A 25,888-nucleotide genomic window follows, 5' to 3' on the forward strand; every position below is an offset into this window, starting at 1 on the left:
CCCCGGTCAGACCTGCTGCGCTCCCGCGCGGCCGGCTTCGATGACGAAGCTCGCCCGCGTCTGGACGGGCGCGCCGGGCCGCGTCACGTAGTCCACGATGCGGTAGTCGGCGGTCCACGAGTCCCGGGTGATCGTGTTGCGCACGTAGCCGCGCTTGCGGTTGATGAACTTGATGTGCGGGTTCTCCGCGAGCTGCACGCGGTCACCGGAGTTCTGGTCGGTCCCGTCGCCGCCGGAGGAGATCGACGTGCCCACCAGCTCGGTCGCGACCGTCGCCGACGCCGGGTCCTCGAAGTCGGCCTTCACGTCGGCCACGTAGTTGGCGTGCACGTCGCCCGTGATGACCACCGGGTTGCTCGCCTGCGCCAGCTTCGAGCGCACCAGGTTGCGCTCCACGTAGTAGTTGTCCCAGGCGTCGTCGCTGAACGAGTCGGCCGTGCCGGACGTGAAGTCCCGCTGGGAGAAGAACACCTGCTGCGCCAGGACGTTCCACCGCGCGGTCGGGCCGGACAGGTTGCGCAGCAGCCATTCCTTCTGCTGCGCGCCCAGGATCGTGCGCGACGGGTCCAGCCGCGCGTCGCCCGCGACCTGGTCGTCCCGGTACTGGCGGGTGTCCAGCAGGTGCACGTCCACCAGGTCGCCGAAGGTGAGCCTGCGGAAGATGCGGATGTCCGGCCCGGACGGGCGCTGGGCGCGGCGCAGCGGCATGTGCTCCCAGTACGCCTGGAACGCCTGGGCCCGCCGCTGCCGGAACACGGCCGGGTCCTGGTCGGGCTCGGTGTCGGGCTGGGAGATGTCGCCCGCCCAGTTGTTCTCCACCTCGTGGTCGTCGAACACGAGCGCCCACGGGAACGCGGCGTGCGCGGCCTGCAGGTCCGCGTCGCCCTTGTACTGGGCCAGCCGGACGCGGTAGTCGGCCAGGGTGAACGTCTCCGCGGCCGGGGTGTGCCCGCGGCCGATGCTGCCCTGCCCGTTGCCCTCGTAGATGTAGTCGCCGAGGAACGCCACCAGGTCCAGGTCCTCCTGCGCGAGGTGGGCGTGCGCGGTGTAGAAGCCGTCCGGGTAGTTCTGGCAGCTGGCGAACGCGAACGAGAACTTGTCCAGCCGCGCGCCCGGCCGCGGCGCCGTCTTCGTGCGGCCCACCGGGCTGATCTCGTTGCCGACGCGGAAGCGGTAGAAGTACTCGGCGCCGGGCCGCAGGCCGGACACCTCGGCGTGCACGGTGTGCGCGGACTCCGGCCGCGCGATCTCGGCGCCCGCGCGCACCACGTGCCGGAACCGCTCGTCGGCGGCGACCTGCCACTCGACCGGCACGACCTTCGACGGCATGCCGCCGAGGCCGTCGGCGGCCAGCGGTTCGGGCGCGAGCCGCGTCCACAGCACGACGCCGTCGGGCAGCGGGTCGCCGGACGCGACGCCGAGCGTGAACGGGTCGCGCACCGGGCTGGCGGAGGCGGTGCCCCAGCCGGCGAAGGCGGCGGCGCCGAGCGCGGCGCCACCGGCGATCAGGACCTGACGGCGGGTGGGGGAGAGGTCGGTCATGCGTCACCTTTTCGGGGGTTCGGGAGGAAAGGCGCGCACACGCTAAGCACCCCGGGTGGCCGCTGCCCGAATCCCTGGTGGACGGGACATTGATGATCGTGCTTGTCACATCACGGTTCGATCACCCCGGGTAGCGCACTGCCCCGAACGGACGATCAGCTGGTTGTGCGACTGATGATCGAGGTGGCCGTGCTGGTCCTGGCCGTGGCGACGGCGTTCTGGTTCGGCCGCCGGTCGGCCCGGCCCCGCCGCGGCGGTGGGCCGGCGCCCGCGTTCCGCCTCGAGGCCCAGCCGCAGCAGTGGTACCGCCTGACCAACACCGGCCCGGTCCTCGCCACCGGCGTCCGGGTCGACTTCGGCGACCGCTACGACCGCTCCCTCACCCGCCGCCTGCCCGACGCGCTCGACCTCGGGCCCGGCGAGTCCGTCACCTTCCTGATGCTGGGCACCTGGGCCACCCCGCGGCCGGCCGAACTGCGCGTGAGCTGCGCGGAACTGCCCAAGCCCGCCCTCGTTCCGGTGCCCGAAGGCGCCGAGCCGCTCGCGTCCTGACCCGCCGGTACTAGCTTGGTACCGAGGAGGCCGACGTGGAGTGCCTCCGGTCGCGAGGAGGGACATGGCTTCCGTTTCCCGGATCGGCCTGGTGGTGCACGGCGGCAAGGAGACCGCGCGGCGCACCGCGGGCGAGGTCCGCGCCTGGGCGGCCGCCCGCGGCATCCCGTGCACCGACATCGACGTGTGGGACGACTTCGACGGCCACCGGCGGCACGCCAAGGAGGAGGCCGAGCGCGCGGGCAACCCGGACCTGATCGTCACCGTCGGCGGCGACGGCACCTTCCTGCGCGGGGTGCGGGTCGCGGCGCCGGTCGGGTCGCTGGTGCTCGGCGTGAACGTGGGCCGCGTCGGATTCCTCACCGAGGTCGCCACCGAGGACGTGGTCGCCGCGCTGGACGCGGTCAACGACGGCGCCTTCCAGGAGGACTCGCGGATGACGCTCACCATGTGCGCGTCGCGGCCGCTGAGCATCCCGAAGGGCATCGAGCCGATGCTGCGCTACGGCCGCGGCCCGGCGCTGCCGCCGCCCACCACCCGGCGGGCCCCGTCCGATGGCGACGGCATCCAGCTCGACGTGCTGGGGCTCAACGACATCGTGGTGGAGAAGCTGGCCCGCGACCGGCAGGCCAGCCTCGCGGTCTACGTCGACGGGCGGCAGTTCGCCGTCTACTCGACCGACGCGTTCGTCGTGGCGTCCTCGACCGGTTCGACCGCCTACAGCTTCTCCGCGGGCGGCCCGATCGTCTCGCCCGGCCTGGACGCGCTGGTGTTCACGCCGGTCGCGCCGCACATGGTCTTCAACCGCAGCGTGGTGCTGGCGCCGCAGCAGCGGGTCGGCATCCGGGTGCTGGAGCAGTCCGGGGAGGCCGCGGTGAGCGTTGACGGGCAGCTGCGGGGCGTGCTGGAGCCGGGCGACTGGATCACCGTGCAGGCGGCGAGCCGGCGCGCGCGGCTGGTCCGCCTCGACGAGCCGGACTTCCTGTGCCGGGTGCGCGACCGCTTCGGGCTGGCCGATTCGGTCGCCGCCCTCGCCGACGAACGACCCCCGCGCTGATCGTCGTCCGTGGGAGCATGAGGTGTGCCTCGCCTCGACACCGCGATCCCGCTGATCGGCCGCGAACCCGAGCTGGACACCCTGCGTGCCGCGCTGGACCGGGCCCGGGCGGGCCAGGCGGGGGCGGTGCTCCTGGCCGGTGACGCCGGGGTCGGCAAGTCGCGGCTGCTCGGTGAGCTGGTCGCGGAAGCAGATGGGGTGACCGTGCTGTCCGGGCGTTGCCTCGACGTCGGCGAAGCGGGGTTGCCGTACCTGCCCTTCGCCGAGGCGCTGGGCGGGCAGCGGGAGGCGGCGCAACAGTGGCCGGTGCTCGGGCGCCTGCTGCCCGGTCTCACCCAGCCGGAGCCCGCCGACCAGACGGTGGAACGGCTGCGGCTGTTCGACGCGGTGCACGCGCTGCTGGTGCACCTCGCCGCCCGTGGCCCGGTGCTGCTCGCGCTGGAGGACCTGCACTGGGCCGACGCCTCGACCAGGGACCTCGTGTTGTTCCTGCTGTCCCGGCTGGACACCCAGCGGCTGCTGGTGGTCGCCACCTACCGCACCGACGACCTGCACCGCCGCCACCCGCTGCGCCCGCTGCTGGCGGAGGTGTCCCGGCTGCCTTCGGTGGCGCGGATCGAGCTGGCCCCGCTCGCCGCGGCCGAGGCCGTCGCATTCGTTTCGGCGCTCGCCGAAGGCGCGTTGCCGGACACCACCGTGCGCACCGTCGCCGAACGCTCCGAGGGCAACCCGTTCTTCTGCGAGGAGCTGACGGCCGCGGTGCGCCGCGGCGCGAACCTGCCCGAGGGACTGGCCGAACTGCTGCTCGCCCGCGTGGAACGGCTCAGCCCCGAGGCGCAGCGCGTGGCCCGCGCGGTCTCCGGCGCGGCGCAGCTCGTCGCGCACGCCAGCCTGCGCACGGTCTGCGGGCTGGACGAGGACACCCTGGAGACCGCGTTGCGCGAGGCCGTGCTGCACAACGTCCTCGTCGCCGCGGAGGACGGCTACGCGTTCCGGCACGCGCTGCTGCGCGAAGCGGTCTACGACGACCTGCTGCCCGGGGAGCGGGTGCGCCTGCACGCCGCGTTCGCCCGCCTGGCCGCCGCGAACGGCACCGCGGCCGCGCTCGCGCACCACAGCTTCCGCAGCCACGACCTGCCGACCGCGCTCGCCGCGTCGGTGCGGGCCGCGGACCAGGCGGCCGGGATGCAGGCCCCGGGCGACGCGCTGCACCACCTCGAGCAGGCGCTGCAGCTGTGGGAGGCGGTGGACGAGCCGGAGCGGATCAGCGGACGGGACCAGCTGGCGCTGCTGCGCTCGGCGGCCGCGATGGCGTACGCGGCGGGCGAGGCCGACCGCGCCGTCACCTACGCGCGCTCCGCCGTGACCGAGGCGGACCTGCGCGACGACCCCGAGCTGGCCGCCGACACGCGGCACCAGCTGGCGATCGCGTTGATCCCGTTCGACCTGCACCGCGGCGAGGTGTCCAAGGCCGTCGCCGAGGCGTGGGAGCTGGTGCGCGACCGCCCGGCGAGCGTCGTGCGCGCCCGGGTCCTCGCGCTGCGGGCTCGCGCCTGGGTGTGGGGCGTGCCGGACGTCGACGTCGACGAGCTGCGCGGCCACGTCCAGCAGGCCATCGCCGACGCGGGCGCGGCCGGGGCGCCCGAGGTCGAGGTCGACGGGATGGTCACGCTCGCCGCGTTCGAGAACTGGCAGGGCAACGTCGAGCTGTCCACGCGCCTCGGCCTGGCCGCGGCGGACCGCGCGGCCGAGATCGGCGCGGTCCGGGTCGAGCTGCGGGCGCTGCACAACGTCACCTGCAACCTGCTGGTGAGCGGTGACCTGCCTGGCGCGGCGCGAATGGCCGCGCGGGTGTGGCAGCGCGCGGAACGGGCCGGGCTCGGCTGGAGCGACGTCGGCGTCGATGCGCGCACGAGCGAGCTGTTCGACCTGTACGTGCTCGGGGACTGGGACACCGCGCTGGACCGCGCGGCGGTGCCCGGAGCGCCGCGGTTCGCGCGGGCCCGCGTCGGGGCGTACTCCGCGCCGATCCTGGCCGCGCAGGGGCGGTTCGCCGAGGTCGAGGACCTCGCGGCGCGGCTGGCCGACCAGCGCGACGACGCGCGCACCGGCGTGCTGCTGGGGATCGCGCTGGCCGAGGCCGCGCAGTGGCAGGGCGACGCCGGGCGGGCCGTCGCGGAGGTCCGGGCCGTGATCGAGCAGCTGCGTGCGCTGACCCGGTCGAGCCTGGCCGACATGCGGTGGGCGGTCATCACCGGGGTGTCCGCGCTGGCCGACCACGCCGAGGAGGTCCGGCGCCGCGGCGGGGACGCCGCCGAGCTGGTCGGCCAGGGCGAGGAGCTGGCCGCCTGCGGCGAGCTGGTGTCGCCGATGCAGGTCCGGCTGGAGGAACGCAGCCCGGACACGCGTGCGCCGACCGCGCGGCTCGCCGCGGAGCTGAACCGCTTGCGCGGCGCGGACGACCCGGCCGCGTGGGCGGTCGCGGTCGACGAGGCCGCGCCCCTGCCGTACTGGCAGCTGCTCGCCCGGTGGCGGTGGGCCGCGGCACTGCTGGCCCACGGCGAGCGGGACGCGGCGGCCGAGCAGGCCCGGTTGGTGCACGACGCCGCCGGCGGGCTGGGCGCGCAACCGCTGCGGTCCGCGGTGGCGGACCTGGCCCGGCGCGGCAGGCTGACGGCCGCGTCCGCACCCGCCGACGACGTGCTGACCCCGCGCGAACGGGCCGTGCTGGAACTGGTCGCGGGCGGGCTGACCAACCGCCAGGTCGGCGAGCGCCTGTTCATCAGCGAGAAGACCGCGAGCGTGCACCTGTCGCGCGTGATGGCCAAGCTGGGCGCCGGGAGCCGCGCCGAGGCGGTTTCCCTGGCGCACCAGCGCGGCATGCTCGGTTAGGGCTTGTCGCCGAGGGGGTTGAGGTTCTCCGGCTTCCCGCCTGCCGCGAAGAGCAGCAGGTCGGCCATCGTGAAGCTGCCGTGCCGCGCGCCGAACCGGGCTGCCGGCCCGGTTCGTTCAGGATCGAGTGGCGGCTCGCGCCCGCCGACCCCGTTCAGGCGCCCCTCGTGCACCTCGGCCTCCCGCAGGACGCAGAACCACAGCGGCGTGTCGGCGACCAGCTCGTGACGCAGTTCCGGGCTCAGCGTGGACAGGTCCGCACCATCCCCGGCACCGGTCAGGATCTGCTCGGCGGTCAGCGGGGTCGTCTCCAGGAACTCGGCCATCTGCTGCCCGGTGGCCGGCTCGACCATGTTCGCGCGGATCAGGTTGCGGTAGGCCGGATTCCGCTGGATGTCGTCGCCGGCGTGCCCGCCCTCCCGGCCGCCGAACGTGCCTGCCGGCAGGGTGTCCAGCGGGTTCGCCAGCAGCGTGTCGATGCGCCGCGCCGGGTTGAGCGGCACGCTCGTCGGGTTCGGCACGCCGTTCGGGCCGAAGTCGAACAGCCGCCGCCAGTCCACGATCCAGTTGGTCGGCAGGCGCAGGAACGTGCCCGCGTCCGGGTCGTCGAGGTCGGCCGGGTCGTTGGTGGGGCTGACGGTCCCGGCGGTGCCGCTGAAGGTGAACAGCTGGAACAGCGTCGCGATGCCCAGCGAGGAACCCGCTTCGAAGATCCGGTTCCAGGAATAGGTTTCCCGCACCATGCTGTGCCCGAGGCGGAACGCCGCGACCGAGAACTCGATCGGCATGGTCGCCGGGCCGCCCGCGGTCTGCGAGTCGAAGTACTTGCGCCCGTTGGTGAACACGTCGTCGACGATCATCGGGTTCACGATCCGCGGCAGGTAGTCCTCGCGCAGCATCCACTGGTAGTGCCGCACCACTTCACCGCGGGCCTCTTCGAAGAGCAGCGCGCTCGGCACGGAATCCGCGGCGAATGGTCGATCACGCGGTTGTGGAAGTTGATGAACCTGGCGTGGATCTGCGCGACGGCGAGGTTTTCGTCGTTGCGGGTGTCCGGGATCAGCGCCTCCCGCTCCGCCGCTTTGGTCGGGCCGGTGCCGGCGCGGGGCACGTCGAACCCGGTGCGGTTGACGTTGGTGCCCGCGTCGATCGCCCGCGCGAGCAGCTGGAGCAACGCGTTGTCGATTTGCGGGCCCTTCTTGCCCAGCCGGGAAAGCGGAAACGGTCCACCGCGGCCGCGACGGGGCATACCTCCGAAGGGGCGAACGGGGAAAGTGGTGACCTAAGTCCCCACGAAGAGGTGTGGCCGACTGGCGGAAGCCCACGATCCGGCGCAGCATCGGGGGCATGCCGCTGCCCGAGCCCGTCGCCCCCATGCTGGCCGTTCCCGGACCCGTGCGGGACAGCGAGGGCTGGGCGTTCGAGTGGAAGTACGACGGGGTGCGGTGCCAGGCCGCGGTGTCCGGCGGCGAGGTCCGGCTCTACTCGCGGCGGCTGCGTGACGTCACCGGCACCTACCCGGAGCTGGCCGTGCTCGGCCACGACCCGCGCACGCTGCTGATCGATGGCGAGGTCGTCGCGCTCGACGAGGACGGCAGGCCGGATTTCGGGCGCCTGCAACAGCGGATGAACCTGACCGTGCCCACCCCGGCGCGGCTGTCCTCGGTGCCCGTCGTGTTCTTCGCGTTCGACCTGCTGCGCGAGGGATCGCAGGACTGCACCGGCCTGCCCTACGAGGAACGCCGGGAACGGTTGCTGGGACTGGGCATCGACCGGCCGGAGGTGCGGGTGCGGCGGCACTTCCTGGCGTCCGACGTGGAGGGTGCGGAGTTGCTGAGCGCGGCGCGCGAGGTCGGCCTGGAGGGGCTGGTGTCGAAGCGGCTCGGCTCGGTCTACCAGCCCGGCGTGCGGTCGCCGGACTGGGTGAAGACGCCGCTGACCCGCACGCAGGAGGTGGTGATCGCGGGCTGGACCACCGGCGAGGGACGGCGCTCCGGCACGTTCGGCGCTCTGCTGCTCGGCCTGCACGACGAGACCGGACTGCGCTTCGCCGGGCACGTCGGCACCGGCTTCACCGACCGCATGCTCGACGACCTGCAGGCCCGCCTGCGCCCGCTGGCCCGCCGCGCGAGCCCGTTCGACAGCCCGGTGCCCCGCGAGTATGCCCGCAACGCGCACTGGGTGGAGCCGGAACTGGTGGGCGAGGTGGAGTTCCGGCAGTGGACGTCGGACGGTCGGTTGCGGGCGCCGTCGTGGCGCGGGCTGCGGCCGGACCGGCGGCCGGAGGAGGTCACGCTCGCCTGATCAGCCTGGTGCGCACGGCGAGCCCGGCGCACGCGATCACCGCGAGGCCGCCGAGCACGGTCGGCCAGGTGATCGCCTCGCCGAGGAACAGCACCGCCCAGCAGATGGTCAGCACCGGCTGGACCAGCTGGATCTGGCTCACGCGCGCCATCGGGCCGATCGCGAGCCCCCGGTACCACGCGAAGAATCCGAGGAACATGCTCACCACGCCGAGGTAGGCGAACGCGGCCCAGTCCACGGCGGTGCCCGTCGGCGGGTGCTGCCACGCCGCGACGGCCGCGAGCGCGGTCATCAGCGGCGCGGACAACACGAGCGCCCACGAGATCGTCTGCCACGCGCCGAGTTCGCGGGCCAGCAGGCCACCCTCCGCGTAGCCGATCCCGGCGGCCAGCACCGCCCCGACGAGGAGCAGGTCCGACCACTGCGGGCCGGTGAAACCGCCCTGCAGGGACGCGAACGCCACCGCGGCGACCGCGCCGAGGGCGGCTGCCACCCAGAAGCGGGCCGCCGGCCGTTCGCGCCCGCGCAGCACGGCGATGACCGCGGTGGCGGCGGGCAGCAGCGCGATCACGACGGCGCTGTGACTGGCCGAGGCGGTGGTCAGCGCGAACGACGTCAGCACGGGGAACCCGACGACCACGCCCGCGGCGACGATCGCGAGGCGGAACCACTGCACGCCCCGCGGCAGGCGTTGCCGGGTGCAGGCGAGCGCGACCGCGGCGAGCAGCGCGGCGACGACCGCCCGCCCGCAACCGATGAACAGCGGCGACATGGCGCCGACGGCGACGCGGGTGAACGGGACGGTGAACGAGAACGCCGTGACTCCCAGCAGACCCCAGCCGAGACCGGCCCGCGCGGGCGGTAGCACCGGGCGCTCGGCGAGAGTAGCGCTACTATCCTGCCTCATGTCCGACGATAGCAGCTCTCGCATCGTGGCTGGGCTGCGCGAGTGGATCGCGACCGCCGAACCGGGCGCGAAGCTGCCGTCCACCCGCGCGCTCGTCGCCGAGTACGCGGCGAGCCCGGTGACCGTGCAGAAGGCGCTGCGGACCCTCGCGGCCCAGGGCGTCGTGGAGAGCAGGCCCGGTGTCGGCACCTTCGTGCGCGCGGTCCGAGTGGCGCGCGCGAACGACTACGGGTGGCAGACGGCGGCGCTCGGGTCGCCGCCGCACCGCGTGCCGCGGGTGTCGACCGCGCTGCGCACGGTGCCGAACGACGTGATCGCGTTGCACTCCGGTTACCCGGACCGGGAGCTGCTGCCCGAACGGCTGGTGCGGGCGGCGTTCGCCCGCGCCGCGCGGGGCGCTTCCGCGGTCAGCCGCCCGCCGGCCGCGGGGTTGCCGGAGCTACAGGCGTGGTTCGCCGCGGAGCTGGGTCCGGCGGCGCCGGGCGACGTCGTCGTGTTCCCGGGCAGCCAGAGCGGGCTCAGCGCCGCGTTCCGGGGGCTCGTCGGGGCCGGGGCGCCGCTGGTGCTGGAGTCGCCGACGTACTGGGGCGCGATCCTCGCCGCCGCGCAGGCCGGGGTGCGGGTGGTGCCCGTGCCGAGCGGGCCGCACGGTCCGGACCCGGACGAGCTGGACCGCGCGTTCCGGCACACCGGGGCCAGGGCGTTCTACGCGCAGCCGAACTTCGCCAACCCGACCGGCGCCCGCTGGCCCGCCGAGCTGGGCGAGGAGGTCCTCGGCGTCGTCCGCGAGCACGGCGCGTTCCTGATCGAGGACGACTGGGCGCACGATTTCGGGATCGCGGCCGACGTGGTGCCGCTCGCCGCGCGGGACGACCGCGGGCACGTGGTGTACCTGCGGTCGCTGACGAAGAGCGTGTCCCCGGCGGTGCGGGTCGCCGGGATCATCGCGCGCGGCGCGGCCCGCGAGCGCATCCTCGCCAGCGCACAGGGCGAATCCATGTACGTCAGCGGGTTGCTGCAGGCGGTCGCGCTCGACGTCGTCACCCAGCCCGGGTGGCGCACGCACCTGCGCGGGGTGCGCCGCCAGCTGGCCGCGCGGCGCGACCTGCTCGCCGGCGCGCTGCGGGAGCACGTGCCGGCGGCACGCCTGGAAGGGTTGCCGCAGGGCGGGCTGAACCTGTGGGTGCGGTTGCCGGACGCCACCGATCCGGCGCGCCTGGTCCGTGACTGCGAAGCGGCCGGGGTCGTGGTGAACCCGGGCGGCGAATGGTTCCCGGCGGAGCCGCCCGGGGTGTACCTGCGGCTCAACTACTCGGGCCCGAATCCGGGCGCTTTTCCCGACGGCGCCCGGATCATCGGCGAGGCACTGGCCCGGCAAGGGCTTTAGGCATTCCGTCGATCGGACCCGCCTCGCGGTCTACTCTGGCGGGATGCTGCGGGTCTCCCTGCTGGGAGAGCAGGCAATTCTCGACGAAGCGGACGGTTCGGTGGTGACCCGTTCGCCGCGCACCGTCGCGCTCGTCGCCTACCTCGTCGTGCACGCGGGCGTGCCCCAGCCGCGGCAGCGCATCGCCGAACTGTTCTGGCCCGACTCGTCCGAACCGCAGGCGCTGACCAACCTCCGCCGCGAACTGCACCACCTGCGCCACACCCTCGGCCAGGACTGCCTGGTCGTCACCGCGAAGGATCTGTGCTGGCGCGACACCGCGGGCGTCCGCGTCGACGTGCGCGACTTCGAACTGGCCCGCGCGGCGGCCCAGACCGGCGACGGGGTGCTCGAACACGCACCGGCCGCGATCGCGCTCTACCACGGTGAATTCCTGCCCGGCATCAACGACGAATGGGTGATCGAGCCGCGTGCCGCGCTGGAATCGTCCTGCGTCCGGCTGTGCGATCTGCTGTGCCAGGCCAGGAAGAGCCGCGGCGACCTGCCCGGCGCCGCGGAGGCCGCCCGCAGGCGGATCCAGTTGCGCCCGCTGGAAGAGCACGGCTACCGCACGCTGATGGACCTGCAGGCCGCGATGGGGGACCGGGCCAGCGCGGTCAGCACCTACCACCACTGCGCGTCCACCCTGGAACGCGAACTCGGCGTCGTCCCGGACGAGACGACGCGCCGGGCCCTGCGCCGCCTGCTGGCCGGCGACGCGACGGGCCCGCGCCCCGGCACCACCGGGCTCGTCGGGCGCGGCCGGGAGATCGCACTCCTCTCGCGCGTCTGGCAGACCGCGGCGGCAGGCCGCCCCGGGCTCGTGCTGGTCTGCGGCGGCGCGGGCGTCGGCAAGAGCAGGCTGGTCGCCGAAGTCGCCTCCGCCGCGCGGGCGCATGGTGCGATCGTGGCCACCTCCCAGTGCTTCGGCACGCCAGGACGGCTGCCGCTGGCGCCGGTCGCCGACTGGCTGCGTGCCCCCGCGGTGCGGGCCGCGACCGCGAACCTGGAACCGGTGTGGCGCGCCGAAGTGGACCGCCTCGTGCCCGCCGGCCGGTCGCGGAGCGACCCGGACACCGGCCCCCGCGCGATGGTGGACGCCTGGCAGCGGCACCGCTTCTTCGAGGGCCTGGCCAGAGCACTCACCGGCACCGGCCGCCCGATGCTGCTGGTGCTGGACAACCTGCAGTGGTGCGACCAGGAAACCCTGGCGTTCCTCACGTTCTGCCTCGGCCTCGCCCCGGACGCGCCGGTCCTCGTCGCCGCGACCCTGCGCACCGAGGGCGAGTGGCCGGAGCTCGCCGAGTGGACCACCCGCATGCGGGCCACCGGCCTGCTCACCGAGCTGACGCTGAACCCGTTGGAGATCACCGAATCCGCCCGGCTGGCCGAGCTGATCTCCGGGCAGCCGCTCGCCCCCGCGGACCGCGCGCTGCTGCAGGCCACCACCGGCGGGTTCCCGCTCTACGTCGTCGAAGCCGTGCGGGGCAAGGCACTGCCCGGCAGCGACCTCACCGACGTGCTGCGCAACCGCGTCGACCAGGCGAGCCCGGCCGCGCGCAAGATCGCCGGGCTCGCTGCCGCGGTCGGCAGGGACTTCACGCTCGCCCTGCTCACCGAGGCCAGCGACCTCGAACCGGACACGGTCGTGCAGGCCGTCGACGAGCTGTGGCGGCGTCGCATCATCCAGGAGATCGGCGGCGGCTACGACTTCAGCCACGACCTGCTCCGGGACACCGCCTACCGCCTGGTCAGCCCGCCCAACCGCTGGCTGCTGCACCGGCGCATCGCGCAGGCGCTGGAGCTGCTGCACGCCGGAGACACCGACCCGGTGTCCGGGCGTCTCGCGGAGCAGTACGCGCGGGGCGGCCGCCCGGACCGCGCGGTCGGCTATTACCGGCGCGCCGCGGCCTTCGCGTCCAGCACCTTCGCCCACGCCGAGGCGATCCGGCTGCACCAGGAGGCGCTGGACATCGTGCGGGCCCAGCCGGACAGCGCTGAGTCCGCCCGTCAGGAACTGGCGATACTGGAGACGATGGCGGCGCCGCTCAACGCCCGCCACGGGTACGCCTCGCCGCAGCTGCAGCAGGCCCTGGAGCGCACCATCGCCCTCGCCAAACGCCTGGGGCAGCAGGATTCGATGCTCACCGCGATGGTCGGGCTGTGGGCGTCCCGCTTCGTGCAGGGCCGGACCGCCGACGCCTACGAGGTCGCCACGCGCGTGCTGGACCTCGTCGACCCGGACTCGGAACTGCGTGGTGCGGCGCACTTCGTGTACGGCGGGAGCGCGTGCAGCCTCGGGCGGCCCGCCGAGGCGCTGCAGCACTTCGACCTCGCCGTGAAACTGTCCCGCGGCGCCCCGTCGCTGACCGTCGGCACCCGCCCGGACGTGCACGCGACGGGGTGGGCCGCGCACCCGCACTGGCTGCTCGGCCACACCGGGGAGGCGCTGGCCGCCTGCCAGGACGCGATCGACCTCGCCCGGTCGGCGGAGCACCCGTACAGCCTCGCCGTCGGGCTCGCCTACGCCGGGATCACCTACCAGATGTGCGGCGAGGTGGACCGGCTCGGCGACACCGTGCGCGAGCTGGGCGAGCTGTGCGACCGCTACGGCTTCGCCTACTACCGGGAGTGGGGCCTGGTGCTGGGCGGCTGGCGGACCGGTCGGCCCGAGGTCGCCCGGCGCGGCATCGACAACCTGCGCGCGGAGGGCTCGTTCGCGCGGATGCCGTACTGGCTCGCGCTGCTCGCCGACCTGTCCGGCCCGGACGCGGCCCGCGCGACCCTGGACGCGGCGATCGTCGCCGGGCAGGCCCGCGACGACGTGTGGTGGATGCCCGAGGTGATGCGCAAGCGCGCCGCCCTCGACGACCCGGGCACGGCGGTGTCCCGGCTGCGCTCCGCGGTGCGGCTGGCCAGGGCGCAGGGCAGCCTCGCCCTGGTGCGGCGGTGCGAGCACGACCTCGCCGTTCGGGCAGGCTCCGGCTGAGCCCGCGCGGGCGAACGCTGCGCGAACGCCCGGTCCCTAGCGTCGTGGCGACCCACCTGAGGAGGAACCATGACCACCATCGCCACCGCACCGTACGAGGAGCTGGCCGCCACCCTGCGCGGCGACCTCGTGCTCCCGTCGGACCCCGGGTACGACGCGGCCCGCGCCGTGTACAACGGGTCCATCGACCGGCGGCCGTCCGCGATCGTCCGGGTGCGCGACACCGCGGACGTGGTCGCCTGCGTGAAGTTCGCGCGGGCGCACGACATCACGATCGCCGTGCGCGGCGGCGGCCACAACGCCGGCGGGCTCGGCGTCGCCGACGACGCCCTGGTGATCGACTTCGCGTTGCTGCACAGCACCACCGTCGACCCCGAGCACCACACCGTGCGCGTCGACGCGGGGTGCACGTGGGCCGACGTCGACCACGCCACCGTCCCGTTCGGAATGGCCGTGCCGTGCGGGTTCCTCGGCTCCACCGGTGTGGCGGGGCTGACGCTCGGCGGCGGGGTCGGCTACCTGGCCCGGAAGTTCGGGCTCACCGTCGACAACCTGCTCTCGGCCGACGTCGTGCTCGCCGACGGCACCCTGGTGATCGCCAGCGAGACGTCCCACCCGGACCTGTTCTGGGCGCTGCGCGGCGGCGGCGGCAACTTCGGCGTGGTCACCTCGTTCACGTTCCGCGCCCACGACATCGGCGAGCACGGCGTCATCATCGGCGGGCCGGTGCTGTACGACCTGGCCGACACCCCGGACGTGATGCGCTGGTACCGCGAGCTGCTGCCGTCGCTGCCGGAGGAGCTGTCTGGATGGTTCGGGCTGCTGACCATCCCGCCGGCACCGCCGTTCCCCGAACAGCTGTGGGGACGCAAGGCGTGCGGGATCGTCTGGTGCTACACCGGGCCGCACGACCGCGCGGACGAGGTGCTGGAGCCGGTGAAGACCTACGGTTCGCCGCTGGTGATGGGCCTGCACGAGATGCCGCACAACGTCCTGCAGACCGCGTTCGACGCCCTGTACCCGGCCGGTCTGCAGTGGTACTGGAAGGCGGATTTCTTCACCGAGATCACCGACGAGGCGATCGACGTCCACGTCCGGTACGGGCAGACGATGCCGACGCCGTTCTCGACGATGCACCTGTACCCGATCGACGGCGCCGCGGCGCGCGTCCCCGCCGACGCGACCGCCTTCGGTCACCGCGACGGCGGCTGGGCCGGAGTGATCGTCGGGGTGTCGCCGGAGCCGGCCGACGTGGACGTGATGACCCGCTGGGCCAAGGACTACTGGTCGGACCTGCACCCGACGTCCGCGGGCGGGGCGTACATCAACTTCATGATGGACGACGAGGGACAGGAACGCGTGCGCGCGTCCTACCGGGACAACTACGACCGGCTGGCGCGGGTGAAGGCCAAGTACGACCCGGAGAACGTGTTCCACGTCAACCAGAACATCCGGCCCGCGCGATGATGGGTGCGTGCGGAACGACTGGGTGAGCGCGGTACGGGCGCTCGGTGGCGACGGCGGTGTGGCGGCGGACGCGGCGGCGGACTTGGCCGCCCGGTACGCGGAACCGCACCGCCGTTACCACGACACGGCGCACGTGCTCGCGGTGCTGCGGGATTCGGCGGCCCTGGCGGCGGACCTCGGGTTGCCGCCGGAGGAACGCGCGGTGCTCGCGCTGGCCGCCGCCGCACACGACGTCGTGTACGACGGACGGCCCGGTGAGGACGAGCGGCGCAGCGCCGAGTGGGCGGTGTCGTGGCTGCGCCGGGCGGGGGTGCGGCCGGAGCACGTGACCCGGGTCGAGGAGCTGGTGCTGGCCACGCTCACGCACGCCGCGCCGGACGGGGACGCGACCGCGCAGGCGCTGCTCGACGCAGACCTCGCGATCCTCGGCGCGGACGAGGTCGCCTACGACCGCTACCGCAGTGCGGTGCGCGCCGAATACGCCCCGATCTCGGACGAGCTGTGGCGCGCCGGCCGGTCGGCCGTGCTGTCGGACCTGCTGGCGCGGGACCCGCTGTACGCCACGGCGGCCGCGCGGTCGCGGTGGGAGGCCGCGGCGAAGGCGAACCTGGCGCGGGAGCTGGCCGCGCTCAGAACGCGTTGATGCCGGTCAGCTCCGCCGACAGCGCCCAGAGCCGCTCGGCCTCCGCGGGGTCCACCGCGTAGTCGCGGACCCCGGCGATCATCTCCGTGCTGTCCGTCGGCTCGGCGATGTCGCAGTCCTCGCAGTAGAGGCCGCCGAGGCCGTCGAGCTGTGGTGAGGTGGCGGCCCAGACCTGGGTGGCCGCGCCCTGCTCGGGCGTTTTGAAGCTGGGGTCGGCGGGGTTGCCGTGCTCGTCGATCCAGCCCGCCGCCACCATGTCCGCGGTGTCGAGGTGCCGTTGCAGTGGCGTCAGGATCGCGCCGGGGTGCAGGGAGAACGCGCGGGCGCGCTCCCGGCCGAGGACGTCCAGCTGCAACGCGAAGAGCGCGTTGGCGGTTTTGGACTGGGCGTAGGCGAGCCAGCGGTCGTAGCCGGTGTCGAAGTGGATGTCGTGCCAGCGGATGGGGGACAGCTGGTGCCCGGCCGAGGAGACCACCACGACGCGCGCGCCCGGCGCCAGGGCCGGCCAGAGGAGGTTGACCAGCGCGAAGTGCCCGAGGTGGTTGACGGCGAAGTGCGACTCCCAGCCGGGCCCGACGCGGGTTCCCGGGGCGGCCATGATGCCCGCGCCCGCGATGAGGATGTCGATGCGGCGGCCGGAGGCGAGGAACCGCTCGGCGAACCGGCGCACACTGCCCAGGTCGGCGAGATCGAGTTCGTCCACTTCGGCCGCTTCGCGCGCGGCTTCCGGGCGGCGCGCGGGAACCACGACGTGCGCGCCGGCCTGGGTGAGCGCGCGGGTGGCGGCCAGGCCGATGCCCGAGTAGCCGCCGGTGACGATCGCGAGCCTGCCGGTCAGGTCGACCCCGGCGAGGACGTCGGCCGCGGTGGTGCGGGCGCCGAAGCCGGTGCCCAGTGGTTTCTGGATCATGGCCGCGACGCTAGGAGTTAGAGCGGCGTCTAGGTCAAGTTAGGCTGGTCCGGTGGACTTGAGCATCGGCGAGGTCGCGCGGCGCACCGGGCTGAGCGTGCACACGTTGCGGCTCTACGAGCGGGAGGGCCTGATGGCGAGCCCGGTGGCCCGGAACGCGAGCGGCAGGCGCGTCTACCGCGAGGCGGACGTCGAGTGGTTGCGGTACTGCACGAGGTTCCGAGCGTCGGGGATGCCGCTGGAGGAGATCCGCCGGTTCGCCGCACTGGTGCGGCAGGGGAGGGGCAACGAACCCGAGAGGCTGGCGCTGCTGCGCGAGCACGAGGAGCGGGTGCGGGAGCGGATCGCGGAGCTGCAGGAGAGCCTCGCGGTGATCCGGCACAAGGTGGCGGTGTACGAGGAACACGTGGCGAACGGCCGGGCCGCGGGATTGTGGGAACCGTCTGGGTCCACTGTGGAGTGTGGTGGCGATGCGCGGGATCGGCGCCGCTGAGGCCGGTTCCGCGAAGCGCACGCTCATCGGCCGCTGGCTGCTGCGGCCGATGGCCGCTACTCGCCTCGACAGTGCGCCCGGCCGCTGGCCGCGACGGCGCTGACCGGCGCCCCGGCCTCTGACCGCCACCGCACCTGACCCGCCGCTGCCCCGCCGCCGCGCTTGCCCCGCCGCCGACCCGCCACATGACCGCCACTGCCGCTGCGCGCCACCTCCGCCGAGCGCCACGACCGGAACACGCCAGCGCACCCCTCCCACCCCCGGCACCCTCGAACCGTGCCCTACACCCTCCTCGGCGCCGACGGGCGCCCCTACCGCAGCACCGACCCCGGCACCCTGGGCGGCCACCGGCGGTTGCGGATCTACGGCCTGCTCACCTGCCCGTCCGCCCGGCGCGCCCTGGCGCGCGGCCACTACGCCCGGCACCGCATCTTCTTCGCCGACGAGCCGACCGCGATCGCCGCCGGGTACCGGCCCTGCGCGGTCTGCCTGCCGGACCGGTACCGGCGCTGGCGAACCTCCCCTAGCGTCGAGGCATGGCGAACCGCTTCTTCGCGTGGTTGTTCAAGCGCATCGGCGCCCGGAACGAGGCCCGGGGCGGCGCCGCGCTCCGGCGGGAGCTCCTCGCGGGCGCACGGGGGCGCGTGCTCGAAGTCGGGGCGGGCACCGGGCTGAACTTCCCCCACTACCCGCCCGGCGTGGACCTCACGGCCGTCGAGCCGGAGCCCGCCCTGCGGGCCGAGGCGGCGAAGTCGGGCGTCCCCGTCCTGGACGCGCGCGCCGACCGCCTGCCGCTGCCGGACGGGTCCGTCGACGAGGTCGTGGTCAGCGGCGTGTTGTGCTCGGTCCCCGACCAGGCCGCCGCGCTCGCCGAGTTCCGGCGCGTGCTCCGGCCCGGCGGGCGGCTGCGGTTCTACGAGCACGTCCGCGCCCGGTCGCCGCTGCGTGCGCGGTGGCAGGACCTCGCCGCACTGGTCTGGCCACGGCTCATGGGCGGGTGCCTGCCCAACCGCGACACCCGTACCGCGATCGAGGCCGCCGGGTTCGTTGTGTCACACTGCAGGGAATTGATCTTCCCGCCCGGCGCCAAGGTGTCCGTCGTCGCACCTCGCATAGTGGGAATCGCGCAAAAGGGACCGAACCAGCGGTAACACCAGCCACTCCAGCAACTCCCGCCCCAGAACGAGGGTGCGCCGCGTGAGTCACACCCGGGGTGTGGTTAGTCTTCGCCAGCGAATGTCGTCGAGACCGTCCCGGGGGGTCAGGTGCGCAGGACCAGTTCCCGGCCGTGGCAGCGCCGGCCACCGAGCCCGCAGCCGCCGCCGAGCAAGCCGCAGCCGATGCCAGGCCGCATCAGCCGCTGAGGCGCGGCCGTCCACAGTGGAGTGACGTCCGAAATGGACATCAAGGCTTCTTCCGCCGGTCACTCGCCCCCCGGCTAGGCTGGGCGCATGCGCTTCGGATTGTTCATCCCCCAGGGCTGGCGGCTCGACCTGACCGGTATCGAGCCCGCCGGGCAGTGGCAGACCATGCTGGACATCGCCCGGTACGCCGAGAACGGGCCGTACGAGTCGGTGTGGGTGTACGACCACTTCCACACCGTCCCGGCTCCGCTGGCGGAGGCCACGCACGAGGCGTGGTCGCTCATGGCCGCCCTCGGCGCGACCACGAGCCGCGTCCGCCTCGGCCAGATGTGCACGTGCATGAGCTACCGCAACCCGGCCTACCTGGCGAAGGTCGCGGCGACCACGGACGTCATCTCGGGCGGGCGCGTCGAGATGGGCATCGGCGCGGGCTGGTACGAGCACGAGTGGCGGGCCTACGGCTACGGCTTCCCGTCCGCGGGCGAGCGGCTCGGCATGCTCGACGAGGGCGTGCAGATCATGCGCCAGCTGTGGAGCGAGGGCAAGGCGACCCTGGACGGCAAGCACTACCAGGTCGACGGCGCGCTGTCGTACCCGCTGCCGCTGCAGGAGGGCGGCATTCCGCTGTGGATCGCCGGCGGCGGCGAGAAGAAGACGCTGCGCATCGCCGCCCGGTACGCCCGGTACACGAACTTCGCCGGTGGCGCCGAGGACTTCAAGCACAAGTCCGAGGTCCTCGCCGCGCACTGCCAGGACGTGGGCACCGACTTCGACGCGATCGTCCGCTCGGCCAACTACAACGTCGTCATCGGCGAGACCGAGAAGGACGTGGCCGACCGCCTGACGTGGATCCGCTCGCACTACGAGCCGCACCTGTCCGCCGACCTGCTCGAGAGCACCGTGAACTCGTTCGCGAACGGGCCGCTGGTCGGCACTCCCGAGCAGATCGCCGAGCGGCTCACCGAGTTGCGCGGTCTCGGCATGACCTACGCGATCACCTACTTCGCCGACATCGCCTACGACCGCGCGTCGGTGGATCTGTTCACGAACAAGGTCATCCCCGAGCTGGCCTGACCGCGAACTCGTCGAGGGCGGCGCGCCACGCCGCCCGCATCGCGTCGCTGCCGGTGTGGCCGGAGTCGTCGATCACGATCAGTTCGGCGTCCGGCCACACCTGGGTCAGCTCCCACGCGGTCTCCACCGGGCTGCTGATGTCGAGCCGGCCGTGGATGAGCTTCCCGGGGATCCCCTTCAGCCGGTGGGCTTCCCGGATCAGCACGCCTTCCTCCAGCCAGGCGGCGTTGGAGAAGTAGTGCGCGCAGATCCGGGTCATCGCGAGCAGGTCGCGGGACGGCCGGTCGCTGTAGGAGTTCGGCACCCCCTTGGGTTCGAGCGAGACCGCCGCGTCCTCCCAGGCGCTCCAGTCCCGGGCGGCCTTTTCCCGGACGGCGGGGTCCGGATCCGACATCAGGCGCGCGTAGGCGGCGAGGACGTCGAACGTGTCGCCCTCGACGTCGCCTGCGCCTGCCCGGAACCGCTCCAGCTCCGCCGGGAAGAACCGGCCGACCCCGTTGTACAGCCAGTCGATCTCACGGCGCCGGGTGGTCGTCACGCCGGCGATCACGATCTCGCTGACCCGCTCCGGGTGCCGCTCCGCGTAGGCGAGTTGCAGCGTGGAGCCCCAGGACCCCCCGAAGAGCAGCCACTGCTCGATCCCGAGGTGCTCGCGCAGCCGTTCCATGTCCGCGATGAGGTGCTCGGTCGTGTTGTGGCTCAGGTCGGTCGCCGGGTCGCTCGCGTGCGGGGTGCTCCGTCCGCAGTTGCGCTGGCTGAACAGGATGACCCGGTAGCGCTCCGGGTCGAAGTAGCCGCGTGAATTGGTCCAGGCGCCGGAGCCGGGCCCGCCGTGGACGAACACCGCGGGCTTGCCGCCGGGGTTGCCGCACTCGGTCCAGTGGATCCGGTTGCCGTCGCCGACGTCCAGCATGCCTTCGGTGTAGGGCTCGGCGACGGGGTGGAGCTGGGTCATGATCCCTCCAGATGCAACAGTGCTGTTATATTAGCGCTGTGACAATCCTTGGCGCCGAACTGCTCGCCACCCGGCTGCGGCACCTGCTGGAACTGCTGGACGGCGACGTCGCCGCCATCTACGCCGACCTCGGCCTGTCCTGGTTCCGGCCGCGCTTCACGCCGGTGGTGCGGGCGCTCGCCGCCGGCGGCCCGCAGCCGATCCGGGATCTCGCCGCCGCCATCGGAGTCACCCACTCGGCGGCGAGCCAGACCGTCGCGCAGATGGTCAAGGCGGAGCTGGTGACGCTCAGCCCGGGCGCCGACGCCCGTCACCGCATCGTTCACCTGACACCCAGGGCGGAGGAGTTGCTGCCGGTCCTGGACGCGGAGTGGGCGGCGACCACCGCCGCGGCGAAACGTTTCGAAGACGAGCTGGCCTACCCGCTGAGCAAGCTCGTCGACGAGGCCATCGAGGCCTTGCGGGAACGGCCGATGCGGCAGCGGATCGCCGACGCCGCACCGGATCTGAGCCGTTGACGGCGAGCAGGTTTCGCGTTCCCTTGTCCGGGGTACAACGACGCTCCACGCCCGTTGAAGGAACAGCGGAGGACCGTCTTGCCGGACTCAGCCCAGATCTGTGACAGAACCAGCGGCGTGCCCTTGTTGGGCGCGCCCCACCTCGCCGGGCTCCGGCGCCATCTCCGCGCGCTCCTCGACGAGGAGAGCGAAGAGGCGAACGAACGCGCTCTCCTGGTGGTCGACACCCTCGCCAGCCTCGCCTGCCGGCACGCCCACGCGCCGTTCACCGTCCGCCTCCGGCACACCGAGGGCAGCAGCCTGCGCGCCGAGATCCGCGAGCTGCGCTGCCGCACCCTGCCCGGTCACGCGGCGCTGCGGCTCCCGCTGCACATCCTCGACCGGCTCGCCCGCACCTGGTGCGTCGACCTGCAGGAGCACCACGGCGTGCTGACCGCCGAGGTCGACCTGGCCGGCTGAAAACCGGTTGCGCCACCGTGCGGCGGGCCGGAGGCTGCCGCACGTGACCGAAGCGTTCTTCGCGTTGTTCCACGGCCTGCCGCGGCAGGGGCCGGGATCCGACGCCACCACACTCCGCCTCCTCGAACTCGCCCGCCCGCTGCCCGAGCGGCCGCGGGTGCTGGACCTCGGGTGCGGCCCGGGCCGGTCGGCGCTGCTGCTGGCCAAGGCCGGCGCGCGGGTGACCGGCCTGGACACCCACCAGCCCTTCCTCGACGACCTCGCCGAGGCGGCCGAGGGGCTCGACGTAGACACCGTCAACGCGTCGATGGCCGACCCCCCGTTCCCGGACGGTGAATTCGACCTGCTGTGGGCCGAAAGCTCGGTCTTCGTGCTCGGTTTCGACACCGCGCTGCGCACGTGGAAGAGGCTGCTCAAGCCCGGTGGCGCGCTCGTGCTCACCGAATGCGAATGGTCGACCGGCACGCCGTCCGCGGCCGCGCGGGAGTTCTGGGACGCGCAGTATCCACTGAGGACGACCGAGGAGAACTCCGCCGCTGCGGTGGCCGCGGGTTACCGGGTGGAGGCGGTGCTGCCGCAGCCGGACAGCGACTGGTTCGACGAGTTCTACGACCACCTGGCCGCCCGGGCCGACGCCGCCGCCGGTGATCCCGCGATGGCCGAGGCCGTCGCCGCGGCGCGCCGGGAGATCGCGATGCGCCGCGAGCACGGCTCGGAGTACCAGTACACCGGCTACGTTCTCCGTACATACCAGTAGGTACAGTGCGGGGATGTATGCGAAGCAGTACGAGATCGCCCTGCCCGCCGACTACGACATGGGCATCATCCGCAGGCGGGTCGCCGAGCGGGGGCACGCGCTGGACGACCGCGCCGGCCTCGGCCTGAAGGCGTACCTCATCCGGGAGAGCCCGAACCAGTACGCGCCGTTCTACCTGTGGCGGGAAGCCGGGCGGATGGCCGAGTTCCTGGTGGGCGGCGGCGGTTTCGAGAACATCGTGCGGGACTTCGGCCGCCCGGTGGTGCGGCACTGGACCGGGCTGGCCTTCCAGCCCGGTCCAGCGCGCGACCGCACACCTCGGCACGCGTCCCGCCTTGTCACCCCGGTGGGCGAGAACCCGGCCGAGGCGGTCGAGGAGGCACTCGCCGGGCTGACCGCGACCGCCTTGGAGCCCGGTGTGCACAGCGCGGCCCTCGCGCTGGACCCGCACCACTGGCAGCTGGTGCGGTTCGTGCTCGGCGAGCACGACGGCGAGGCGACCGAGCGGTACGAGGTGCTGCACCTCTCCGCGCCGGAACTGGCCGCGCTGCGCGTTGGGCGGCAGTGGTAGGTCAGGCGGCGGCTTCGGTGAGGAGGCCGAGGCCGGATGGCCAGTCGCCGAGGCCGCTGCCGGAGTTGAGGTGGCCGTGCCCGGCGAGCAGGCGCCGCGGGACTCGCCAGGCGTCGGCGAGCGCGGCTGAGGCCGCCGGTTGGCAGTAGGGGTCGTCGTCGCTCGCGACCACCAGGCCGGGGCACGGCAGCGGCCGGGCCCGCAGGTTCGCGAACGTCGGCGCGGCCTGGCGCGGGAACGCCGGCCCCCGCGGGTCGGGCGGGGCGACCAGGAACGCGGCCACCCCGCGCGGCTGGGCCACGGCCAGCCACTCGGCCGCCGCCCAGCAGCCGAGGCTGTGCGCCACCAGCACCACGCGCTCGCCGCGCCGGGCCGCGGTCGCGTGGGCGGCGCCGACCGCCGCCACCCAGTCCGCGAGGTCCGGCTCCGTCCAGGAGGCCGGGGCGATCCGGACGGCCGTGGCGCCCCAACGCTCCTCCCACGAGGTCTGCCAGTGCTTCTCGTCCGAGCCGTCGATCCCCGGGATGATGACGTACGCGACCACCGTCCACCGCCGCTTCCACTCGTGGCCCCCGCACGACCGGGCGCCGCCAGGGGATGATGATCGATGGTTCGACGGCCCGGGGTGGGCCGGACAAGTGATCTCAAGGGAAGTGGCGGCGACAACGATGGAATCACTCGACGAGATCGACCGCGCGATCCTGGAGCTGTTGCAGACCGAGGGGCGGCTCAGCGGCGCCGAGGTGGGCCGCCGGGTGGGGTTGTCCCAGCCGGCGGCCGGCGCGCGCATCCAGCGCCTGGAGAAGAGCGGCGTCATCCTCGGGTACCGCGCGGTCGTCGCGCCCGCCGCGGTGGGGCTGAACATCCACGCCGTCGTCCGGCTGCGCACCACGCACGCGCAGCTGCCGAAGGCGCTGGCCCTCGCCGAGCGGATCGCCGAGGTCGTCTCGACGGTCCGGGTGACCGGTGAGGACTGCCTGCTGTTCGACGTGCACTGCACGCACGCCGAGCGGCTCGAACAGGTCGTGGACTCGCTGGCCCGCTTCGGGCCGGTCACGACGTCGCTCGTGCTGCGCAGCTACCCGGCGAAGCCGCTGCCTACCCCTTGACGCACACCACCTGCTTGAGGTGCGCGACCACTTCGACGAGGTCGGTCTGCGCCTTGATCACCGAGTCGATGTCCTTGTACGCGGCCGGGATTTCGTCGACGACGCCCTCGTCCTTGCGGCACTCCACGCCGTCGGTCTGGGCGGCGAGGTCGGCGGCGGTGAACGTCTTGCGTGCCTTGGTGCGCGACATGCGCCGCCCGGCGCCGTGGGACGCCGAGTGGAACGAGGTCTCGTTGCCGAGGCCGCGGACGATGTAGGAGCCGGTGCCCATGCTGCCCGGGATGATCCCGAGGTCGCCGGAGCCCGCGCGGATCGCGCCCTTGCGGGTGACCAGCACGTCCACGCCGTCGTAGGTCTCCTCGGCGACGTAGTTGTGGTGGCACGAGATCGGCTCGTCGAACCGAACGCCCGGCACCGTGTCGGCGACGGCCTGCTGCACGAGCGCGACCATCGTGGCCCGGTTGCGGGCCGCGTAGTCCTGCGCCCAGAACAGGTCGCGCCGGTAGGCCGCCATCTCCGGCGTGCCTGCCACGAACACTGCCAGGTCGCGGTCCGGCAGGTCCGCGTTGTGCGGCAGCTTGCGGGCCACGTCGATGTGCCGCTTGGCGAGCTCGTTGCCGATGCCGCGGGAGCCGGAGTGCAGCATCAGCCACACGCGGCCGGCGTCCGGGCCGCCCTGTTCGAGGCACACCTCGATGAAGTGGTTGCCGCCGCCGAGGCTGCCGATCTGCGCCCGCGCCCGGTCGCGCAGGTTCTGGACGCCGTCGTGCAGCTGCCCGAACGCGGACCAGAACTCGTTCCACCCACCGGTGCCGGGCACGCGGGCGGGGTTGACGGGGGTGCGGTGCATGGCGAAGCCGACCGGAACGGCGTCCTCGATGCGGCGGCGCAGCTTGCCGAGGTCGTCGGGCAGGTCGTCGGCCGTCAGCGAGGTGCGGACCGCGCTCATGCCGCAGCCGATGTCCACACCCACCGCGGCGGGGGAGACCGCGTCACGCATCGCGATCACGCTGCCGACCGTCGCGCCCTTGCCGTAGTGCACGTCCGGCATGACGGCCAGACCGTGCACCCACGGCAGGTTGGCGACGTTGCGCAGCTGACGCATCGCAGCGTCCTCGACGGTCGCCGGGTCGGCCCACATGCGGATCGGCACGCGGGCGCCCTCGACGGCGGTGAACATCCGAAGATCCTTTCGCTCTGGTGGATCCACAGGGTTACCCGCGGACGGGCCCAGAGCAACCGGATTTCAGAGCAACCGGATTTCAGTGCAACCGGATTTCAGTAGTCGTCGCGCCCGGTGAGCTGTTCTTCGAGCAGCTCGGCGGAGCTGGTGACCAGGGCGAGCGGGTCGACGAACTCGTTGATGTCGAGGTTGGCCAGCGGGAGGGAGTGCCGGAGCACCAGGTACTCGCCCATGACGACCACCCCGCCGACGACGGTGGTGTGCCCGACCTCGGCCAGCACCCCGACCACGTCGACCTCGTCCACGCGGGCGAACGGGGTCGCGATCTGGATCCACTCGTCCCGCCGGTCGAGAACCTCCCGCGCGATGACGACGATCTGGGTGCGCTCCTCCTCCTCGGGATCGGACTGAAAGCGGATCCGGATGCGCAGTTCGTCCGGTTCGTCCCGAATCACCTTGTACTGCTGCCGGATGAACGTCGCGAGATCGCGCCAGCTCGTCACCCCAGAAGTCCCTTCTAGTGCCCGATCGGTCACGGGAAGTGAAGCACAGATGATCCGGAACCGGGACAGGACCGGAAAAACTCCTGCCTCACAAACCGCCGCCCGGCAACGGAAGCGGACCGACCACCCCAACCAGACCTCCCCCGCCCCCGATCCACAGCCGATCTTTAGTCGCCGACCAGGGTTGTCAAGGCACGCTTTCCCGCCTTGACA

At 73.3% G+C, this 25,888-nt stretch carries 26 protein-coding genes; 17 read left to right on the plus strand and 9 right to left on the minus strand.

Annotated features, from left to right (window positions below; all coding sequences use genetic code 11):
- Positions 1 to 6 precede the first annotated feature (6 nt).
- Positions 7 to 1,542 carry an alkaline phosphatase D family protein gene (locus ABZ215_RS16425; RefSeq protein WP_020422010.1) on the minus strand — a complete coding sequence of 512 codons (1,536 nt, stop codon included), beginning with the start codon at positions 1,540 to 1,542 and terminating at the stop codon, positions 7 to 9.
- A 174-nt stretch (positions 1,543 to 1,716) separates the two neighbouring features.
- Between ABZ215_RS16425 and ABZ215_RS16430 the strand changes: the two genes are divergently transcribed.
- From ABZ215_RS16430 to ABZ215_RS16440, 3 genes are all read left to right on the plus strand, one after another.
- Positions 1,717 to 2,094, plus strand: a complete 378-nt coding sequence (locus ABZ215_RS16430; RefSeq protein WP_020422009.1) for a hypothetical protein — start codon at positions 1,717 to 1,719, stop codon at positions 2,092 to 2,094.
- 64 nt (positions 2,095 to 2,158) lie between these two features.
- Positions 2,159 to 3,151, plus strand: coding sequence for an NAD(+)/NADH kinase (locus tag ABZ215_RS16435; RefSeq protein ID WP_354950157.1), 993 nt, complete (start codon positions 2,159 to 2,161; stop codon positions 3,149 to 3,151).
- 24 nt (positions 3,152 to 3,175) lie between these two features.
- Positions 3,176 to 6,043 carry an AAA family ATPase gene (locus ABZ215_RS16440; protein WP_354950158.1) on the plus strand — a complete coding sequence of 956 codons (2,868 nt, stop codon included), beginning with the start codon at positions 3,176 to 3,178 and terminating at the stop codon, positions 6,041 to 6,043.
- Here ABZ215_RS16440 and ABZ215_RS16445 read toward each other — a convergent pair.
- Positions 6,040 to 7,002 carry a peroxidase family protein gene (locus ABZ215_RS16445; RefSeq protein WP_354950159.1) on the minus strand — a complete coding sequence of 321 codons (963 nt, stop codon included), beginning with the start codon at positions 7,000 to 7,002 and terminating at the stop codon, positions 6,040 to 6,042. The two genes, ABZ215_RS16440 and ABZ215_RS16445, sit on opposite strands and share 4 nt — an antisense overlap.
- Positions 7,003 to 7,390: 388 nt before the next feature.
- Between ABZ215_RS16445 and ligD the strand changes: the two genes are divergently transcribed.
- A complete protein-coding gene (gene ligD / locus ABZ215_RS16450; protein WP_354950160.1) occupies positions 7,391 to 8,347 on the plus strand; it encodes a non-homologous end-joining DNA ligase in 957 nt (318 codons plus the stop codon).
- Here ligD and ABZ215_RS16455 read toward each other — a convergent pair.
- Positions 8,334 to 9,254, minus strand: a complete 921-nt coding sequence (locus tag ABZ215_RS16455) for a DMT family transporter (RefSeq protein ID WP_354950161.1) — start codon at positions 9,252 to 9,254, stop codon at positions 8,334 to 8,336. The genes ligD and ABZ215_RS16455 overlap by 14 nt on opposite strands.
- On the opposite strand from ABZ215_RS16455, the gene ABZ215_RS16460 reads away from it, so the two are divergent.
- From ABZ215_RS16460 to ABZ215_RS16475, 4 genes are all read left to right on the plus strand, one after another.
- On the plus strand, positions 9,253 to 10,641 hold the full coding sequence (locus tag ABZ215_RS16460; protein WP_027936453.1) for a PLP-dependent aminotransferase family protein: 1,389 nt from the start codon (positions 9,253 to 9,255) through the stop codon (positions 10,639 to 10,641). The two genes, ABZ215_RS16455 and ABZ215_RS16460, sit on opposite strands and share 2 nt — an antisense overlap.
- A 43-nt stretch (positions 10,642 to 10,684) precedes the next feature.
- On the plus strand, positions 10,685 to 13,669 hold the full coding sequence (locus tag ABZ215_RS16465) for an AAA family ATPase (RefSeq protein ID WP_354950162.1): 2,985 nt from the start codon (positions 10,685 to 10,687) through the stop codon (positions 13,667 to 13,669).
- Positions 13,670 to 13,738: 69 nt separating this feature from the next.
- Complete coding sequence (locus ABZ215_RS16470; RefSeq protein WP_020422001.1) at positions 13,739 to 15,136, plus strand: FAD-binding oxidoreductase; 1,398 nt, start codon at positions 13,739 to 13,741, stop codon at positions 15,134 to 15,136.
- A 7-nt stretch (positions 15,137 to 15,143) separates the two neighbouring features.
- On the plus strand, positions 15,144 to 15,779 hold the full coding sequence (locus ABZ215_RS16475; RefSeq protein WP_354950163.1) for an HD domain-containing protein: 636 nt from the start codon (positions 15,144 to 15,146) through the stop codon (positions 15,777 to 15,779).
- Here the strand turns inward: ABZ215_RS16475 and ABZ215_RS16480 are convergent.
- On the minus strand, positions 15,766 to 16,689 hold the full coding sequence (locus ABZ215_RS16480; RefSeq protein ID WP_354950164.1) for an SDR family NAD(P)-dependent oxidoreductase: 924 nt from the start codon (positions 16,687 to 16,689) through the stop codon (positions 15,766 to 15,768). The genes ABZ215_RS16475 and ABZ215_RS16480 overlap by 14 nt on opposite strands.
- Before the next feature lie 52 nt (positions 16,690 to 16,741).
- Between ABZ215_RS16480 and ABZ215_RS16485 the strand changes: the two genes are divergently transcribed.
- The 3 genes from ABZ215_RS16485 (at position 16,742) to ABZ215_RS16495 (ending at position 18,333) form a co-directional block, all read left to right on the plus strand.
- Positions 16,742 to 17,182 carry a MerR family transcriptional regulator gene (locus ABZ215_RS16485; protein WP_354950165.1) on the plus strand — a complete coding sequence of 147 codons (441 nt, stop codon included), beginning with the start codon at positions 16,742 to 16,744 and terminating at the stop codon, positions 17,180 to 17,182.
- A 276-nt stretch (positions 17,183 to 17,458) separates the two neighbouring features.
- Entirely contained in the window at positions 17,459 to 17,857 is a 399-nt protein-coding gene (locus ABZ215_RS16490; RefSeq protein ID WP_354950166.1) for an Ada metal-binding domain-containing protein, read from the plus strand.
- Positions 17,743 to 18,333: a class I SAM-dependent methyltransferase gene (locus ABZ215_RS16495; protein WP_354950173.1), complete on the plus strand. Its 591-nt coding sequence runs from the start codon at positions 17,743 to 17,745 to the stop codon at positions 18,331 to 18,333. The genes ABZ215_RS16490 and ABZ215_RS16495 overlap by 115 nt, the downstream gene beginning before the upstream one ends.
- Positions 18,334 to 18,443: 110 nt before the next feature.
- Here ABZ215_RS16495 and ABZ215_RS16500 read toward each other — a convergent pair whose 3' ends face one another.
- Positions 18,444 to 18,587: a hypothetical protein gene (locus tag ABZ215_RS16500; RefSeq protein WP_157358782.1), complete on the minus strand. Its 144-nt coding sequence runs from the start codon at positions 18,585 to 18,587 to the stop codon at positions 18,444 to 18,446.
- 46 nt (positions 18,588 to 18,633) lie between these two features.
- Between ABZ215_RS16500 and ABZ215_RS16505 the strand changes: the two genes are divergently transcribed.
- Entirely contained in the window at positions 18,634 to 19,620 is a 987-nt protein-coding gene (locus ABZ215_RS16505) for an LLM class F420-dependent oxidoreductase (RefSeq protein WP_354950167.1), read from the plus strand.
- On the opposite strand, the gene pip is transcribed toward ABZ215_RS16505, so the two are convergent.
- Positions 19,601 to 20,575: a prolyl aminopeptidase gene (pip, locus tag ABZ215_RS16510; protein WP_354950168.1), complete on the minus strand. Its 975-nt coding sequence runs from the start codon at positions 20,573 to 20,575 to the stop codon at positions 19,601 to 19,603. The genes ABZ215_RS16505 and pip overlap by 20 nt on opposite strands.
- Positions 20,576 to 20,613: 38 nt before the next feature.
- Here pip and ABZ215_RS16515 point away from each other — a divergent pair, with 38 nt between their 5' ends.
- The 4 genes from ABZ215_RS16515 (at position 20,614) to ABZ215_RS16530 (ending at position 22,880) form a co-directional block, all read left to right on the plus strand.
- Entirely contained in the window at positions 20,614 to 21,093 is a 480-nt protein-coding gene (locus ABZ215_RS16515) for a MarR family transcriptional regulator (RefSeq protein ID WP_020421994.1), read from the plus strand.
- A gap of 117 nt (positions 21,094 to 21,210) precedes the next feature.
- Positions 21,211 to 21,552 carry a hypothetical protein gene (locus tag ABZ215_RS16520; protein WP_123685285.1) on the plus strand — a complete coding sequence of 114 codons (342 nt, stop codon included), beginning with the start codon at positions 21,211 to 21,213 and terminating at the stop codon, positions 21,550 to 21,552.
- Positions 21,553 to 21,595: 43 nt separating this feature from the next.
- Positions 21,596 to 22,309, plus strand: a complete 714-nt coding sequence (locus ABZ215_RS16525) for a methyltransferase domain-containing protein (protein ID WP_237339761.1) — start codon at positions 21,596 to 21,598, stop codon at positions 22,307 to 22,309.
- Positions 22,310 to 22,322: 13 nt separating this feature from the next.
- Entirely contained in the window at positions 22,323 to 22,880 is a 558-nt protein-coding gene (locus ABZ215_RS16530) for a DUF4865 family protein (protein ID WP_354950169.1), read from the plus strand.
- Between the two features lies 1 nt (position 22,881).
- Here the strand turns inward: ABZ215_RS16530 and ABZ215_RS16535 are convergent, their stop codons facing one another.
- Complete coding sequence (locus ABZ215_RS16535; RefSeq protein WP_354950170.1) at positions 22,882 to 23,424, minus strand: alpha/beta fold hydrolase; 543 nt, start codon at positions 23,422 to 23,424, stop codon at positions 22,882 to 22,884.
- 124 nt (positions 23,425 to 23,548) lie between these two features.
- Here ABZ215_RS16535 and ABZ215_RS16540 point away from each other — a divergent pair, with 124 nt between their 5' ends.
- Complete coding sequence (locus ABZ215_RS16540; RefSeq protein WP_237339758.1) at positions 23,549 to 23,989, plus strand: Lrp/AsnC family transcriptional regulator; 441 nt, start codon at positions 23,549 to 23,551, stop codon at positions 23,987 to 23,989.
- On the opposite strand, the gene ABZ215_RS16545 is transcribed toward ABZ215_RS16540, so the two are convergent.
- Together ABZ215_RS16545 and ABZ215_RS16550 are read right to left on the minus strand one after the other, a co-directional pair.
- Positions 23,979 to 25,169: an RtcB family protein gene (locus ABZ215_RS16545; protein ID WP_354950171.1), complete on the minus strand. Its 1,191-nt coding sequence runs from the start codon at positions 25,167 to 25,169 to the stop codon at positions 23,979 to 23,981. The two genes, ABZ215_RS16540 and ABZ215_RS16545, sit on opposite strands and share 11 nt — an antisense overlap.
- A 98-nt stretch (positions 25,170 to 25,267) precedes the next feature.
- Entirely contained in the window at positions 25,268 to 25,675 is a 408-nt protein-coding gene (locus ABZ215_RS16550) for a hypothetical protein (protein WP_020422855.1), read from the minus strand.
- Between the last annotated feature and the right edge of the window lie 213 nt (positions 25,676 to 25,888).

The sequence above is a fragment of the Amycolatopsis sp. NPDC006131 genome, assembly GCF_040614175.1.
Classification (GTDB): Bacteria; Actinomycetota; Actinomycetes; order Mycobacteriales; family Pseudonocardiaceae; genus Amycolatopsis_E; species Amycolatopsis_E tucumanensis.

What these genes read in the sequence shown, in the direction of transcription:
- ABZ215_RS16425 (WP_020422010.1), bottom strand. Translation starts at nt 1,542, where the DNA reads ATGACCGACCTCTCCCCCACCCGCCGTCAGGTCCTGATCGCCGGTGGC.
- ABZ215_RS16430 (WP_020422009.1), top strand. Translation starts at nt 1,717, where the DNA reads ATGATCGAGGTGGCCGTGCTGGTCCTGGCCGTGGCGACGGCGTTCTGG.
- ABZ215_RS16435 (WP_354950157.1), top strand. Translation starts at nt 2,159, where the DNA reads ATGGCTTCCGTTTCCCGGATCGGCCTGGTGGTGCACGGCGGCAAGGAG.
- ligD (WP_354950160.1), top strand. Translation starts at nt 7,391, where the DNA reads ATGCCGCTGCCCGAGCCCGTCGCCCCCATGCTGGCCGTTCCCGGACCC.
- ABZ215_RS16460 (WP_027936453.1), top strand. Translation starts at nt 9,253, where the DNA reads ATGTCCGACGATAGCAGCTCTCGCATCGTGGCTGGGCTGCGCGAGTGG.
- ABZ215_RS16455 (WP_354950161.1), bottom strand. Translation starts at nt 9,254, where the DNA reads ATGAGGCAGGATAGTAGCGCTACTCTCGCCGAGCGCCCGGTGCTACCG.
- ABZ215_RS16465 (WP_354950162.1), top strand. Translation starts at nt 10,685, where the DNA reads ATGCTGCGGGTCTCCCTGCTGGGAGAGCAGGCAATTCTCGACGAAGCG.
- ABZ215_RS16470 (WP_020422001.1), top strand. Translation starts at nt 13,739, where the DNA reads ATGACCACCATCGCCACCGCACCGTACGAGGAGCTGGCCGCCACCCTG.
- ABZ215_RS16480 (WP_354950164.1), bottom strand. Translation starts at nt 16,689, where the DNA reads ATGATCCAGAAACCACTGGGCACCGGCTTCGGCGCCCGCACCACCGCG.
- ABZ215_RS16500 (WP_157358782.1), bottom strand. Translation starts at nt 18,587, where the DNA reads ATGTCCATTTCGGACGTCACTCCACTGTGGACGGCCGCGCCTCAGCGG.
- ABZ215_RS16505 (WP_354950167.1), top strand. Translation starts at nt 18,634, where the DNA reads ATGCGCTTCGGATTGTTCATCCCCCAGGGCTGGCGGCTCGACCTGACC.
- pip (WP_354950168.1), bottom strand. Translation starts at nt 20,575, where the DNA reads ATGACCCAGCTCCACCCCGTCGCCGAGCCCTACACCGAAGGCATGCTG.
- ABZ215_RS16530 (WP_354950169.1), top strand. Translation starts at nt 22,323, where the DNA reads ATGTATGCGAAGCAGTACGAGATCGCCCTGCCCGCCGACTACGACATG.
- ABZ215_RS16540 (WP_237339758.1), top strand. Translation starts at nt 23,549, where the DNA reads ATGGAATCACTCGACGAGATCGACCGCGCGATCCTGGAGCTGTTGCAG.
- ABZ215_RS16545 (WP_354950171.1), bottom strand. Translation starts at nt 25,169, where the DNA reads ATGTTCACCGCCGTCGAGGGCGCCCGCGTGCCGATCCGCATGTGGGCC.